Raw genomic sequence first — 14,006 nt, 5'->3', positions numbered from 1 at the left:
TTATGCGGAGAATGAAGTTTTTTCAATCGGTCCAATTTAGGTTTGTAATGATTTATCTACTGCTTATTTTAGTAGCGATGCAGGTTATTGGCGCTTATTTTGTGCGGGAATTGCAGGATCAGTTGGAGAAGAACTTTAAAACAGCGATTACCAACAGTGTGAATTTGCTAGAATATAATGTTCGTGAAGAGATGTTGAAATATACGAATGATGACCAGACGAAACTCGAGAGCGACATCCAAGCTATGTTGCTCGATTTCGTTCGTGGTAGCAATGATTTTGAAGACGTATTAGTCGTGGACAACAAAATGAAGATCATCGGGACGTCGGATGTGGACAATCAAGGTATTGTTGGGCAGGTTTCGACGAATAAGATGATTAAAAATACAATAAATAGCGGGAATGGCGAAAATAAAATCTTCATGGGGAAAAATCCAAAACGGCAAATTTGGGTGGATGTTTCTCCGATTACTTCAAAAGGAGAGGTTATTGGCGCCATCTATTTGGCTACGGATATTGAGTCGGTTTATGAGCAGGTTGATAGTATTACGAGTATTTTCATAACAGGGACGCTCCTCGCGATGATTATTACGGCGATACTGGGAATTTTGCTGTCGCGAACGATTACGAAGCCGATTACAGATATGAAACGGCAGGCTTTTGCAATGGCGCGTGGAAACTATACGCGTAAGGTAAAGGTGTACGGCATGGATGAAATCGGGCAATTGGCGGAGTCGTTTAATGCGCTCACGAAACGGGTGCAAGAGGCGCAAGCGATGACGGAAGGGGAACGCCGGAAGTTGTCGTCGGTACTTTCCTATATGACAGATGGCGTGATTGCAACGGATCGCCGCGGTAAGGTGATTTTGATTAATACGCCGGCTGAGAAAATGTTGAAAGCGGCCCATGAAAGTGCGAATGGGAAACCAATCATTGACGTACTCGGAGTTTCCGAAGAGTATTCATTTGATGATTTGATGGAGCTAGAAGAGCCGTTAACAATGGATCGCAGTACGTTTGAGGAACCGTATGTATTACGGGCTAATTTGTCGGTAATCCAGCGGGAAACTGGTTTTGTCAACGGGATTATTGCTGTTTTGCATGATATTACCGATCAGGAAAAAGTGGATCAGGAACGTCGCGACTTTGTATCGAATGTCTCACATGAACTCAGGACGCCACTCACCAGTATGCGCAGTTATCTAGAAGCGCTCAGTGATGGGGCTTGGCGTGATGAAGAGATTGCTCCACGTTTCTTAGAAGTAACGCAAAGTGAGACGGAGAGAATGATTCGCTTGGTGAATGATCTCTTGAAACTGTCACGGATGGACAGCGGTCGTACGAATTTGGAGAAGAGTTTTGTGAATTTTAACGACTTCTTTAATCATATTATTGATCGGTTTGAAATGATGAAGCAGGATGATATTACGTACAAGCGTCATTTTACGCGTGAACCGGTTATTATTGAAATTGATGAGGATAAGATTATGCAGGTAATGGATAACATTATCTCGAATGCAAATAAATATTCACCAGATGGTGGCAGAATCAGTTTCTACTTGCGCAAGCGTGAGGATGAGATTGAGATTAGTATTAGTGATGAAGGTATGGGAATTCCTGAGGAGGACTTGACGAAAGTGTTTGATCGGTTCTTCCGTGTGGATAAGGCGAGGTCACGGGAAATGGGTGGAACAGGTCTAGGACTTGCGATTGCGCGTGATGTCATTACAGCACATGGGGGCGAGATTTGGGCTGAGCGTAATCGTGGCAAAGGAACAACGATTTCGTTTACATTGCCATACAATGATTTACCGGAGGATGATTGGGAATGAAAGGTACAAAAATAAGAGGTATTATCCTCACCGTTCTTGTAGTTATTAGTGTTTTCCTAAGTTATAGCCTCTGGAAAGTGCAGCCAGATTATGAAGTAATTGATAATGAAACGGTGAAGAAAGAGCAGATTGCAAAATTAAGGCAGCCGGAACAGGTTTTTAGACCGACCGCGGTGTATTTGCATCAAAATGAGAGTAATTACGTGACGCAAAATTTAACGATGATCAACGCACTTGTGAAAGCTGGTACGACGTTTGATTTCTCTGAATTGGTACGAACGGATAAAATGAATGCAAGCTATCAGGAAATGATGCATCAGGATGACTCTGTGGAGCTTGTTTTTCCGAATGCTGTGCCGCTTTCGATCTATAGTCAGGTTTTCAGGTTGAAAGGTGATAATTTTGATTTGAATTCGTTTAATCGGATTACGTTTAATTTGACTAAGTCGGAGAATGGCTTGTTCTCGGTTTATTTTGGCAATGATTCCAATGAGCAAATTTATCAAGGTTCGGTTCAGCAGGACCAAGTGAATATGTTGAAGCAAATTTTGACGGAGCAGAAAACTGTTTTAGCACCAGTGGATGAGGTTTATAAAAATAAACAGTATTTATTTCTCAGCAATGCGCCAGTGAAGTTGAGACAGCAGCAGTATGTGATTGAGACGATCGATATTGGCTTGTTTAAAAATGCTTTGTTTGGTGATGGTAGCAAGGTGAAGGGGCAAGATAACTCATTTACCAATGGTTCGAGTTCGATGACGATAAATCCAGATGCGAAGGTGCTGACCTATGTTGATCCAGCACAGGAACGTAGGGATACGTCGCAGCTGAGCAGTGCGATGAAGTCGGAGCAAATTCAGGCAAGTTTTAATTTTATTAATGATCATTGGGGCTGGACTGGAAACTATTATTATTCGGGCTATGCAGCGGATAATTCGACGACGGCGTTTTCCTTATTTGTGCAAGGGTTACCTGTGTTTAATGACGATGGGATGTCGCAGATCCTGGTTTCGGAAGGGACGGAAAGTGTGTATAAATATCAGCGTCCGTTTTTTAAACTAGGTGCGCAAATTACGACGGAGTCAAAAGAAGTGACGTTGCCGAGTTCGGTGAGCGTTTACGAAAATCTAATTAAGACAGTGGAACCCAATGATATTCAAATGATTGTTCCTGGGTATGTGATGGGATACGAGCAGAATAATAATAGTTACAATCGTGTTGTGGAATTGAAGCCGGCATGGTTTTACAAGTATAACGGTACTTGGACTCCTGTAGTGGGAGGCGAATCGTAATGGATTGGAAGAAAACAGAAACCATCTTTATTATCGCCTTTTTAATTTTAGATATTTTCTTATTGGTGTTGTTCATAGATTCTAGAATGTCTTCTGCACCAACCCCGCTTGTTAGTCAAACGCTGGAAGAAAAGCTGAAATCAGAAAATATTACGTATGGCAAAATTCCGTCTAATCCAGAGAAAGGTTCCTATTTATCCACGGAGCCGATTGCTTTTACGCAGAAAGATATCAATGGTTTGAAAGGGCAAAAGATCTCGGTTATGAATGCGGATCAGCGTATTTATTCGGTGTTAACCAAACCTGTGAAAATTGATCCTGAGAAGTATGGTGCAGACTTGTTGCCATTTTTGAAGAGTGATGTTTTTGAAGGGGATCGGTATACGTATTGGAGTTATAATGCTGATAGACGTGAGATGACGTTTAATCAGAAAATTGATGGACGGCCTGTGTTGTTTAATGCGAATGGGCAGATTGTGTTTAATTTGAATAAGGATAATGAGGTTATTTCCTATCAGCAAACGATGCTTGGTGATACGCAGCTGTTCGATGAAAAGGATGATGTGATTTCAGGAACGGATGCGCTAGAGGTACTTCATCAACATGGTGATTTGAAACAGAATAGTAAGATTGTGAATACGACGCTTGGTTATTATAATTTGGTTAGTTTGCCAAGTTCGGATGTGTATTTGCCGGTTTGGGCGTTTGAAGTGAAACACGATAAGCAGACGACGTTCTTCCTTGTGAATGGGTTGGAGGGGTCTGTTATTAACACGAGTGATGAACAGACGAATACTCAGAGGCAATCAGCGGAGAGATTGCACAATGAGGAATTGTCCCGCTAAACTAGGAAAGAGGAGCACCTTGATTTATAAGGAGGATCTCCTTTTTTCGTGCATTTGTGCTTTTTTAGTTGTACAATAAGATTATGGAATTTTAAGGGGGCTTGTGAAAAATGTTTGCAAAGGAAATCAAGATAGCAAGTCAGGCAACGGATCAGCTCCGCTTTAGTATATTAGCAAGTGGCAGTTCCGGGAATGCGACGTTGATTGAGACGGCGGATCAGACGATTTTAGTGGATTGTGGTTTGAGTGGCAAGAAGATTGAGCATTTGTTTAGCGAAGTTGGACGCAGCATGGCGGATGTGGATGCGATTTTAGTGACGCATGAGCATGTGGATCATATTAAAGGACTTGGTGTGCTGGCGCGACGTTACGAGGTACCAGTTTACGCGAATGCTAAAACATGGGCTGCAATGGAAACGACGATTGGTGAAATAAATAGTGAGCAGAAGTTTCAGTTTGACATGGAGACGGTAAAATCATTTGGGAGCCTGCAAGTGGAATCGTTTGGTGTTTCGCATGATGCGGCTGAACCGATGTTTTATATTTTTCACAGTGGGAAGAAAAAGTTCGTCATGATTACGGATACAGGCTATGTAAGTGACCGTATGAAGGGGCATATTGCGAACGCGGATGCATACCTTTTTGAGAGCAATCATGATGTGGAAATGCTACGGATGGGGCGTTATCCTTGGAATGTGAAGCGTCGTATTTTGGGTGATGAAGGTCACGTTTCGAATGAGGATGCTGCCATTGCGATGAGCGAAGTGATTGGGGACGCGACGAAGCGGATTTATCTTGGGCATTTGAGCAAAGATAACAACATGAAGGATTTGGCGAGAATGGCAGTTTCGCAAACATTGGCTGGTGAGGGTATCATCGTCGGTGAACAAGTGGACCTTTTTGATACCGATCCAGAGGTTCCGACCTCCATTTTTACGATTTAATGTGAGTTGTAGCAAAAATTTTAATAAAATTTCATAGTTTTTTCATAATTAGGGTATAGAATAGCTATATGGACACGTCTACAATTTGGAAAGGGATGAATAATGCATGGATGAGAAAAACAAAGACTTGGAAACACATAATGATGAACTAGCAAGTGGGGCTTCTCCTGAGAAGTTACCAGAGTCACAATCTTACGAAAAATCTGAACCAACTGGGGATGCGGCGGTACATACGTCACCTGAGCCGCAAGTTGCACGTGATATCCCAGTCGAAGCTGTGCATTCTGCAGAAGGTGTAACGCCAGAAGGTGAACCATTTGCAACGGCAACGAAGGAAGAGGCTGAAGCGAGTTCAACGCATGCTTTCTTTGATGCTGCGGCTAGTGAACCGGAAGTAAAGCCGGCGCCGACAAACAGTGATGGTGGGAATAATGTTGTTCCACCGGTCCCTCCAACGCGTACTGGCGGAGGCGGAAATGGTAGTGAGCCACCGAAAAAAGAAGGCAAGAAGAAAACGATGCTAGCGGTCTTTTTAACAGGGCTTCTGGGTGTCTTAATCGGTGCTTTGATCGTGTTGGGCTTCTCATGGGGCGCGCTTCATGATGATAATACGAACACGACTTCAAACACAACATCTACTGGTAGCGGCGAAACGAAAAAAGTAACCGTTGAAAATACGACGAGCACGACAAAAGCGCTTGAAAAAGTACAGGATTCTGTTGTGAGTGTCTTGAATTACCAGGCTGGAACATCGATTAGTACAGATGCATCAGCGGAAGCAGAGGCTTCATCCGGATCTGGTGTTGTATATAAGAAATCGAATGGTAAAGCCTACATCGTGACGAATAATCATGTTGTAGAAGGTGCCAATAAATTAGAAGTGAAGTTTTCGAATGGCAAGAAATCGGAAGCGAAACTTGTTGGAACTGACAAATGGAATGACTTGGCGGTTCTTGAGATTAGTGATAAATATGTGACGAAGATTGCTGAGTTTGGTAATTCTGATGCGCTGAAAGTCGGCGAAACGGCGATTGCGATTGGTAGTCCACTTGGAACTGAATTTGCTGGAACGGTAACGGAAGGTATTATTTCTGGTTTAAATCGTACGGTGCCTGTTGATACGAATGGTGATGGTACGGAGGATTGGGAAGCTGAGGTTATTCAAACCGATGCTGCGATTAACCCTGGGAACAGTGGTGGTGCGCTAGTCAATATCGAAGGCCAAGTTATCGGTATTAATTCGATGAAGATTTCGACGGAAAATGTGGAAGGTATCGGTTTTGCAATTCCAATTAATACGGTTGAGCCAATTATTGAGCAATTAGAGAAAAATGGAGAAGTGGAGCGTCCATCGCTTGGAGTGACATTGCGTGACGTAGATACGATTCCAGAAGTGCAACAACAGCAAGTATTGAAATTACCAGATGGCGTGGATTATGGTGCGATGGTACAACAAGTCGTTTCTGGTTCTTCCGCTGACAAAGCTGGTTTGAAAGAATATGATGTTATCGTTGAAATGAACGGTAAAAAAGTAACAAACTCGATGACACTACGTCAAATTCTATATTCGAATGATGTCAAGGTTGGCGATAAGATGGAAGTGAAGTATTATCGTGACGGTAAGAAGGAAACAACGACGGTGACACTTGCTGCTGCTACCTCCACCAACCAGTAACGCAAGAGGCGCAAAGGACCGAGAAACGCTTATCTGCGTCGTTAAAGGCTCCGTTCCGGTGCTCTTGTACAGGTCGTACATTCCGCTCCAGTACTCGCCTTTGCCTAGCAGCTAAGCATTTCTCGGTCCTTGCTGATTTAGCGGTGAATGCGAGATTTCATAGGAAAACACGATTCTCTAAAACCAGGGAATCGTGTTTTTTTGTTATGTTGTGATTTGGTGGCCGGCGGTTGTTAGAGTCGTGACCGCGAGTTCTAGATTGGCTTGCTTCATGAGGATGTAGTCGGTGTTGTAGGTGGAGACGGCGAAGATGCTGATTTCTTTTTCGGCGAGTGGGGTAGCTATTTTGTGTAGGATGCCGGTTAGGGAGAAGTCGAGGATTCCTTCGATTTTTAGGAGGAACCAGTCGGATTCTATGGATTGCGCTTCTGTCGCGTCAAGGTGCTCGGTTGGCATGATGATGGAGCATTCTTCATCGGTGTACGTGATGCTTTTGAACGTTGCCTTATCGGTTTGGAACCAGGTCGGAACTGGAAAATCTGGTTGGAATTTTGCGATGGTGTAGTTGGTTTTGTCTAGTTTTAGTTTCATTGGGAAACATCTCCTTTTTTATAAGCGTATCATGAATTTTTGTGGGTTGCAAAAAGTTTTGACAGATGGGGGTTCGGGTGGTAAAGTTAAGGGAGATTATAATTCTATCTGGTAGAGTAATTTGAGGGGTGATTTTGATTCGTAGTGATATTTTAAGAGGGCATGTGGACTCGATTATTTTGCGAATTTTGGCGGATGGGGATTCTTATGGTTATGAAATCTCGAAGCAAATTAGTGAACGGACGGGTGATCGCTTCCAAATTAAAGAGGCGACGCTGTATGCGGTTTTTCAGCGGTTGGAGAAGAAACAGTTGATTGAGTCGTATTTCGGGGAACGCTCGCATGGTGGGAAGCGAAAATATTATATGATTACGAGTCTCGGCCGTGCTTATTTGAGTGAGATGGCGCGGGAATGGCGAGAGATAAAGGGTATTATGAACCTTTTTTTGGAGGAGATTGATTAGTGAATAGGATAACAGAATTTGTGGAGAAGCTATTTGAGAATGTTCCGGAAAGCGATCAGGCAGCGCAGGTCAAGGAAGAGATTACGTATAATTTAGCGGAAAAAGTGGCGGACTTGATGGAGGAAGGTAAGTCAGAAGAGGACGCGGTGAACAAGGCGATTATTGAGTTTGGTGATATCGATGAGATTATCGCGGAACTCGAAGTGGCTAAGCCGAATACGAAGAAACGGCGGGAACTAGCGAAAGTAAACTTAGGATTTTCGATATGGGGATCGGCGTTACTTATTATTTTATTTATCGTTGTGAATGTGATGTATTCGCCAGATGTTTTATGGTGTATATTCCCTATTTTTGGAGTGCTTTGGTGGCCGCTTGCGATGTTTTATTTTTGGTATCGGCGCAAGGCGGAAGATAAATAGGTTGAAGAAAGTCGATGTACTTTTCTGTCGAGGATGGGTAGTTATGTAGCTCGTTCGGAAAAAGGAGAGTAACCATCGGCTTTCTTAATTTTTATATCCGTAAAAAGAAAGCGCTATCTGGCGAGGGGTGGCCTAATTAAAATTGTTAATTTATCTACATATTAAATAGGATTACAAGTATATAATAGGAGTATCAAATAGAATAAAAAGGAGATTATGAAAATGGAGAAAAGAATATTTAAAACATCACTCATAATTGGAATGACGGTTGCGTCGTTAGAAGGGACGTTGTGGTTAGCACCTGAAACACCTCAAGCTAAAGCGACTGAGAACACAATGCAATCTAATCAGAGCTTATTTACACGCGCGAAAACGGACGAGCTGTATGTTCATATCACATCACCATTAAAGGCATGGAAGGAGTCTATCTCTGGTCAGTCTATACCAGGAACGAAAATTGAATTATTTATTGATGGGCAATTAATGACGACAAAGCATGCAGGAAATGATGGGAACTGGAAAGTTGAACGTGGATTGTTACTACAAGAAGGGCAAAAAATACAAATCAGAGCTACTTTAGGTCTGGAAATGATGGAGACAAAAACGTATACAGTAGGAATGGGAGCGCCTATATTTATTAACGACTTAAATAATGATAGTACAAAGGTGACTGGATTGGGAAGTGCGGGGGCCAAAGTTAGTATTAAAACGAGCAGTGGAAGTGAGCTTGGATCAGCTACAATTCCTACAGGCGGTTTTTTTGAAGTTACGATTCCAAAACAGCCAAAAGGCAGTAAACTGTTTATCAGTCAAGCGAGGAATGGGGAAGAAAGTGAAGTGACTGAGGTAGAGGTTGGCGAGGCTAAAGATATATTAGCACCAACAATAACAGCAGGTCTTTATAAAGGGAGTACAAAAATATCGGGGAAAGCGACACCGAAAGCAACCGTTTTTGTGAGTGTTTTTCATAAAAACGAAGGGGGTGGCGCAGGAACTGTAGCAAATGTACGTGCTGATGATGGCGGTAATTGGGAAACGGGTGTTCTGGCGCTAAAAGTAGGTGATATAGTGAGAACTTCATCTAGTTTAGGCGGAGTAAATATTACTAGTGAGGCGGTTGTCGTAGCTCCTGATCTGGTTAAGAATGTGAATTATGTAACTAGTAATAGTACGAAGGTTACTGGTAAAGGAACTCCTGGTGCAACGGCGCAGGTCTGGGTTAAAGAAGTAGGCACGTTGACGAAGGTTGGAACGCAACTCATTGAGAGTGATGGGACATTCCAAGTAACGATTCCTAAACAAGCGGAGGGCACAAAACTGTACGTGTACCAAGAGGAAAATAAAGTTTTGAGTAACCATGTCGAAGTGACTGTAGCAAAAGGTTTAGATAAGCCAACCAATATCAATAGTTTGGATAATAATAGCACGGAATTGACTGGAAATGGGGTGGCAGGTGCAATAATCAGTGTCAAAGCAAACGGTAAGGAGATCGCAAGCGGAGAAGTCGCACATGACGGTAGTTTTGAAGTGGCCATTCCGAAGCAAATAATTGGAACAAAATTGTCTATTACGCAAGCAAAAAATGGCGATGAAAGTGAGGCCGTGATAGTTAGTGTAGCTGGACAACTACCAGCGCCAAAAGTTTCAGATTTTTACATGGGTTCGGCTTATATAAGAGGAACGGTATCCGCTGGGACTAGGAATGTGATGCTTACGATTAATGGGCACGTCGTTCGAATTGGTGATATTGATGATAATGGGAATTACAGTATTTATGCCAATGATGTAGAGGCATTAACAGAAGCGGGAGCATCATTTGGTATTGTCGCGCGTGATGCGAATAATGGCTTAAGTGAAGTAACGATGGGGAAAGTGAAAGAATTTCCAGCACCGGAAGTGGATCCCTATCAGCTAGGTCAAACGTATATGACAGGGACGGTGGCTGAGGAAACATCGAGAATAGCGGTACATGATGAAGTTGGAAGATTGTATCGAGTCGGACAAGTGAATGAAAACGGGACATTTAGAATTTATGTAGGTGGAGTAGAGGCTCTTCAAAGCGTGGGCAGTCATTTTGTAGTAAAGGCAACAAATGCGACTGGCACAAGAATTACGGAAACGAAAGGTACGGTTTTACTAAAGTAGTCTAGAGTTAGACAAAAAGAACAACCTGAAAATCTGGATTTGGCGGTCCACTTTTCAGGTTGTTTTTGCGTGCATTTTTTGATATGTAAGGCTGGAGATGATGATGCTGCATTCGTAAAGGAGGATGAGCGGTAGCGTCACGAGCAGGTGGGAGAGTAGTTCTGGTGGTGTGATGAGGCCGGCGATGACGAGCAGGATGAAGTAAGCGTATTTACGAAAGCGGCGCATGATGATTGGATTGACGAGTGATAGGCGTGTTAGAAATGCGATGAGTAGTGGCATCTGGAAGAGTGCACCGAATGGCAGTATTGTTTGGAGCATGAACTGGAAGTAGGTTGTTAAGCCGATTGTGTTTTGGACGCCGAGTTGTTCGCCGAATTCGAGCATGAATGTGAGAACGAATGGGAAAACGACGAAGTAGGAGAAGGCGACGCCAATCAGAAACAGGAGGCAGATAACAGGGATGTAGCGCAATGTGGCTCGCTGTTCGTGCTGATAAAGGCCGGGTTTGATGAACGCCCAGAGTTGGTATAATGCAAATGGTGCGATGAGAATGAGGGCGATCACAAACGCGAATTGCATGTAGATCGAGAAGGCGTCGGTAACTTTGAAAACGTTCATGGTGATCGTGACGGGCATCTCGTCTTTTTGTAGGAACAGGATGAGTGGTTTGGCCACTAGCATCCCAACAATGAAGGCGGCAAAAAAGGCGATAAACACGAAAATAAGCCTTGCGCGTAATTCTTGCAAATGCTTGGTGAGCGCCATTGGACGGTCAGTCATTTAGTTAGTTCCTTTTCTTCTTTCGGTTCTTCGATCGGTGTTTCTTTGTGTTCATCCATCATGCCTTTGGTTGCGTTCTTGAATTCGCGCAACGTATCTCCAGCTGCTCGGCCGAGTTCGGGTAATTTTTTTGGCCCAAAAATAACGAGGGCGGCGCCGACAATAAGTACGATACTTGCTGGTCCTAGTGCCATTTCTATGTACCTCCTTTTAATCTGATTTTTCTCAAATGGGATTGATTATCATTATCAATTGATTGTACGTCTGATTAGAGCTGTTGTCAATTGTTTTCTATTTTGAATTGACTTTTTTGGGATGTAGTTATATGATAATGATAATCATTTTCAATTGAGGGGAGATGAGCTCTTGAAATCGCGAGTTTGGATGGCTTTGCTGCTTTGTTTTGGTGTGCTACTTTTTCCAAGTGGTGCTAGTGCAGCGGAAAAGCCGGATGTTTCGGTGCCGGAGAAGGCTGTGACAAAAGCGCTTACGGCGCTTGAAAAATCGGATTTTGTACAGGCAAAAGAGGCTTTTCGGGATGGGAAGTTGTGGTGGACGCGGAGTAAGCAGGATGTGAAAGGGAAGTCTTATGATTTGGCGCAACAGATGGATCGGCAGGTGGCGGTAATCACGCTCGCGATTTTGAATGGGGAGGCGAAAGTTGGGACGGAAGGTTTGCATACGCTGGATGGGTTGCTTCGGGATTATCGGGACGGGACGTATACGGACAACGATGGGAAGACGAAGATTACGCTTGCGAGTTATATTAAGAAGCTAGGCGAGACGCGTGAATTCGTGAAAAATGAGGACTGGGGTGCGGCGGATCAGCAAGTGCAGGATTTGCAGAAGCAGTGGCTTTCGGTGGAAGGTGATGTGGTCAGCCAGTCGCAAGTCGCGTACGATAACATGGAGCGCGATTTGATGTTGCTCGCGGCTTATGTGCAAGATCCTACAAATCAGGCGCGCACGGCAGACGTTCTGGATGGCATGGAGGATACGCTAAAACCGTTTGCGAACGTTACATATACTTGGTTTGATGCGGCACTGATACCATTTCGTGAGGGCTTAGAGGCGCTTTTGATTGTGGCAACGCTACTGACATTTGCGAAGCGCGCAAAAACGCCGAACGCTAGGCGCTGGATTATCGGTGGCACGACGGTTGGATTATTGACCAGCCTTGTTCTCGGTCTGATCGTAGCGATTTGGCTATCGACGCTTGCTTTTGGAAATAATAGTACGCTGATTAATGGATGGACTGGCGTGATTGCAAGCTTGATGATGCTTTATGTGAGTTATTGGCTACATAGTAACTCGGACATGGCAAAATGGAATAATTACATGGCATCGAAAAGTGATGAAGCGATCTCGAATGGAAAAATGATTTCGTTCGCTATTTTGGCATTTTTGGCGATTTTAAGAGAAGGATTGGAAACGGTGATTTTTTTGATCGGTATGGTTGGGCGGATGTCGACAACGGAATTGGTCACGGGAATTCTAGTTGGGCTGGGCGTTCTGCTTGTGATTGCGATCGTGATGTTGAAATTTAGTGTGCACATACCGCTGAAACCGTTTTTCAGGATTTCTGCTGCGATCGTGTTTTATCTGTGCTTTAAATTTATGGGCTCGGGGATTCATAGTTTGCAACTGGCAGGCGTGATTCCAGCGACGGTGCAGGATTATTTGCCATCGATTCCAGCGCTCAGCATTTATCCATCGTGGTACAGTATTTTGCCGCAGCTGATTTTTGTGGTGGTGGCACTGTTTATTTTAGTAAGATCAGGTTTAAAAAAACGGGCTATGAAACAGTTGGCCGAGTAAGGGAGTAAGTGGATGAAAAAATTAGGTATGTTGTTTATGTCGGTATTCGCGGTGACAGTGGTACTTGCGGCGTGTAATTCGGACGCGGCGAGTGATGATAGTGTGAAAACGGACGCGAAAAAGGAGCAGACGGAAAGTAAACAAGCAACGGCTGTGAAAAAAGAAGTGAAACAGATGCAGGATGAGTTGGCGACCGTAGAGAAGAATATTACGGCGAAAAATGACGCAGACTTGAAGGCAAGCGCGGCGGCGATGCATAAACATTGGTTGGCTTTTGAGAACAATGTGCGTGATTTGTACCCGATTCAGTACACGGATGTGGAGAAGTTTGAGACACCGATTTTCTATATGTCGAAGCGTGATAAATTGGATTATGCGGAACTGGCAACGAATGCGGCTGGTTTGAAGACGTCGCTTGATGCGGTTGGGAACGCGAAGGAAACGAAGGCGAAGACATCGGAAGTATTGGACAACGCGGTGGATAATTATTCGAAATATGTGGTGGAACAAACGGGTGCTTTTGTAGCGGATACGAAAATCTTTACGGATGCTGTGAAGGCTGGAGATATGGCGAAGGCGAAGGAATATTATTCGAAGTCGCGTGTTTATTATGAGCGTATTGAACCGATTGCGGAGATTTTTGGGGATTTAGATCCGAAGATTGATGCGCGTGTTAATGATGTGGAAGATGGGGCGGACTGGACTGGTTTCCATAGAATTGAGAAGGCGATGTGGGCGGATAATACGCTTACTGGGATGGATAAATATGCAGATCAGTTGAGGACGGATAGCTTGGCATTGCAGAAGGAAGTTGGCAAGTTGAAATTGGAGCCTAAACCGATGGTGGCGGGCGCGATGGAACTTTTGAATGAAGCGGCAACTACGAAGATTACGGGGGAAGAGGAAGCTTATTCGCATACGGATTTAGTGGATTTGGCGGCGAATGTGGAGGGTTCGAAGGTCGTTTATCAAGCGATTATTCCAGCGCTGAACGCAAATGATAAGAATTTGACGCAACAAATTGATGACGCGTTTGTGAAGATGGAGGATACGCTTGCGAAGTATAATACGGACGGGAATTATGTGTCGTATGAGAAGCTGACGCCGGAGCAGATTCGTGAGATTAGTAATCAGTTGAGTCATTTGTCGGAGTTGATGGCACAGACGGGGAAAATCTTTTAATAAACGGAGCTGAAAA

13 protein-coding genes are annotated in these 14,006 nt (G+C 43.8%); 10 read left to right on the top strand and 3 right to left on the bottom strand.

Going from position 1 to position 14,006, the window contains the following annotated elements; genetic code table 11:
* Positions 1 to 2 precede the first annotated feature (2 nt).
* From walK to HCJ54_RS10815, 5 genes are all read left to right on the top strand, one after another.
* Positions 3 to 1,832: a cell wall metabolism sensor histidine kinase WalK gene (gene walK / locus HCJ54_RS10835; RefSeq protein WP_036067507.1), complete on the top strand. Its 1,830-nt coding sequence runs from the start codon at positions 3 to 5 to the stop codon at positions 1,830 to 1,832.
* The gene (locus tag HCJ54_RS10830; RefSeq protein WP_187137641.1) at positions 1,829 to 3,124 is read left to right on the top strand and encodes a YycH family regulatory protein; all 1,296 of its coding nucleotides are present in this window, start codon (positions 1,829 to 1,831) and stop codon (positions 3,122 to 3,124) included. Before walK ends, HCJ54_RS10830 begins: the two co-directional genes overlap by 4 nt.
* On the top strand, positions 3,124 to 3,969 hold the full coding sequence (locus HCJ54_RS10825; protein ID WP_187137640.1) for a two-component system regulatory protein YycI: 846 nt from the start codon (positions 3,124 to 3,126) through the stop codon (positions 3,967 to 3,969). Before HCJ54_RS10830 ends, HCJ54_RS10825 begins: the two co-directional genes overlap by 1 nt.
* 110 nt (positions 3,970 to 4,079) lie before the next feature.
* Positions 4,080 to 4,913 (top strand): MBL fold metallo-hydrolase, encoded by an 834-nt coding sequence (locus tag HCJ54_RS10820; RefSeq protein WP_036067501.1) that lies wholly within the window; start codon positions 4,080 to 4,082, stop codon positions 4,911 to 4,913.
* 106 nt (positions 4,914 to 5,019) lie between these two features.
* Positions 5,020 to 6,588, top strand: a complete 1,569-nt coding sequence (locus HCJ54_RS10815) for a S1C family serine protease (protein WP_185409395.1) — start codon at positions 5,020 to 5,022, stop codon at positions 6,586 to 6,588.
* A gap of 204 nt (positions 6,589 to 6,792) precedes the next feature.
* Here HCJ54_RS10815 and HCJ54_RS10810 read toward each other — a convergent pair whose 3' ends face one another.
* Positions 6,793 to 7,179 (bottom strand): ACT domain-containing protein, encoded by a 387-nt coding sequence (locus tag HCJ54_RS10810; RefSeq protein WP_036067497.1) that lies wholly within the window; start codon positions 7,177 to 7,179, stop codon positions 6,793 to 6,795.
* Between the two features lie 134 nt (positions 7,180 to 7,313).
* On the opposite strand from HCJ54_RS10810, the gene HCJ54_RS10805 reads away from it, so the two are divergent.
* The 3 genes from HCJ54_RS10805 to HCJ54_RS10795 all read left to right on the top strand — a co-directional run bounded on the left by HCJ54_RS10805 (position 7,314) and on the right by HCJ54_RS10795 (position 10,207).
* Positions 7,314 to 7,643: a PadR family transcriptional regulator gene (locus HCJ54_RS10805; protein WP_036082190.1), complete on the top strand. Its 330-nt coding sequence runs from the start codon at positions 7,314 to 7,316 to the stop codon at positions 7,641 to 7,643.
* Positions 7,643 to 8,062, top strand: a complete 420-nt coding sequence (locus HCJ54_RS10800; protein ID WP_187137639.1) for a permease prefix domain 1-containing protein — start codon at positions 7,643 to 7,645, stop codon at positions 8,060 to 8,062. Before HCJ54_RS10805 ends, HCJ54_RS10800 begins: the two co-directional genes overlap by 1 nt.
* Before the next feature lie 222 nt (positions 8,063 to 8,284).
* On the top strand, positions 8,285 to 10,207 hold the full coding sequence (locus tag HCJ54_RS10795; RefSeq protein ID WP_187137638.1) for an Ig-like domain-containing protein: 1,923 nt from the start codon (positions 8,285 to 8,287) through the stop codon (positions 10,205 to 10,207).
* 54 nt (positions 10,208 to 10,261) lie between these two features.
* Here the strand turns inward: HCJ54_RS10795 and tatC are convergent, their stop codons facing one another.
* Together tatC and HCJ54_RS10785 are read right to left on the bottom strand one after the other, a co-directional pair.
* Positions 10,262 to 10,990, bottom strand: coding sequence for a twin-arginine translocase subunit TatC (gene tatC / locus HCJ54_RS10790; RefSeq protein ID WP_187137637.1), 729 nt, complete (start codon positions 10,988 to 10,990; stop codon positions 10,262 to 10,264).
* The gene (locus HCJ54_RS10785) at positions 10,987 to 11,184 is read right to left on the bottom strand and encodes a twin-arginine translocase TatA/TatE family subunit (RefSeq protein WP_036067486.1); all 198 of its coding nucleotides are present in this window, start codon (positions 11,182 to 11,184) and stop codon (positions 10,987 to 10,989) included. The genes tatC and HCJ54_RS10785 overlap by 4 nt, the downstream gene beginning before the upstream one ends.
* A 190-nt stretch (positions 11,185 to 11,374) precedes the next feature.
* On the opposite strand from HCJ54_RS10785, the gene HCJ54_RS10780 reads away from it, so the two are divergent.
* Both HCJ54_RS10780 and efeO read left to right on the top strand, forming a co-directional pair.
* Complete coding sequence (locus tag HCJ54_RS10780; protein ID WP_187137695.1) at positions 11,375 to 12,808, top strand: FTR1 family iron permease; 1,434 nt, start codon at positions 11,375 to 11,377, stop codon at positions 12,806 to 12,808.
* 12 nt (positions 12,809 to 12,820) lie between these two features.
* Positions 12,821 to 13,990: an iron uptake system protein EfeO gene (efeO, locus tag HCJ54_RS10775; protein WP_187137636.1), complete on the top strand. Its 1,170-nt coding sequence runs from the start codon at positions 12,821 to 12,823 to the stop codon at positions 13,988 to 13,990.
* Positions 13,991 to 14,006: the final 16 nt, after the last annotated feature.

The sequence above is a fragment of the Listeria grandensis genome, assembly GCF_014322885.1.
Classification (GTDB): Bacteria; Bacillota; Bacilli; order Lactobacillales; family Listeriaceae; genus Listeria_A; species Listeria_A grandensis.
Note: the sequence above shows the minus strand (reverse complement) of the source record. Positions and strands in the feature narration are given on the sequence as shown.

Excerpts from the sequence above, each read along its gene's own strand:
- HCJ54_RS10780 (WP_187137695.1), top strand. The coding sequence starts at position 11,375 with ATGGCTTTGCTGCTTTGTTTTGGTGTGCTACTTTTTCCAAGTGGTGCT.
- HCJ54_RS10825 (WP_187137640.1), top strand. The coding sequence starts at position 3,124 with ATGGATTGGAAGAAAACAGAAACCATCTTTATTATCGCCTTTTTAATT.
- HCJ54_RS10820 (WP_036067501.1), top strand. The coding sequence starts at position 4,080 with ATGTTTGCAAAGGAAATCAAGATAGCAAGTCAGGCAACGGATCAGCTC.
- HCJ54_RS10795 (WP_187137638.1), top strand. The coding sequence starts at position 8,285 with ATGGAGAAAAGAATATTTAAAACATCACTCATAATTGGAATGACGGTT.
- efeO (WP_187137636.1), top strand. The coding sequence starts at position 12,821 with ATGAAAAAATTAGGTATGTTGTTTATGTCGGTATTCGCGGTGACAGTG.
- HCJ54_RS10830 (WP_187137641.1), top strand. The coding sequence starts at position 1,829 with ATGAAAGGTACAAAAATAAGAGGTATTATCCTCACCGTTCTTGTAGTT.
- walK (WP_036067507.1), top strand. The coding sequence starts at position 3 with ATGCGGAGAATGAAGTTTTTTCAATCGGTCCAATTTAGGTTTGTAATG.
- HCJ54_RS10785 (WP_036067486.1), bottom strand. The coding sequence starts at position 11,184 with ATGGCACTAGGACCAGCAAGTATCGTACTTATTGTCGGCGCCGCCCTC.
- HCJ54_RS10810 (WP_036067497.1), bottom strand. The coding sequence starts at position 7,179 with ATGAAACTAAAACTAGACAAAACCAACTACACCATCGCAAAATTCCAA.
- HCJ54_RS10815 (WP_185409395.1), top strand. The coding sequence starts at position 5,020 with ATGGATGAGAAAAACAAAGACTTGGAAACACATAATGATGAACTAGCA.
- tatC (WP_187137637.1), bottom strand. The coding sequence starts at position 10,990 with ATGACTGACCGTCCAATGGCGCTCACCAAGCATTTGCAAGAATTACGC.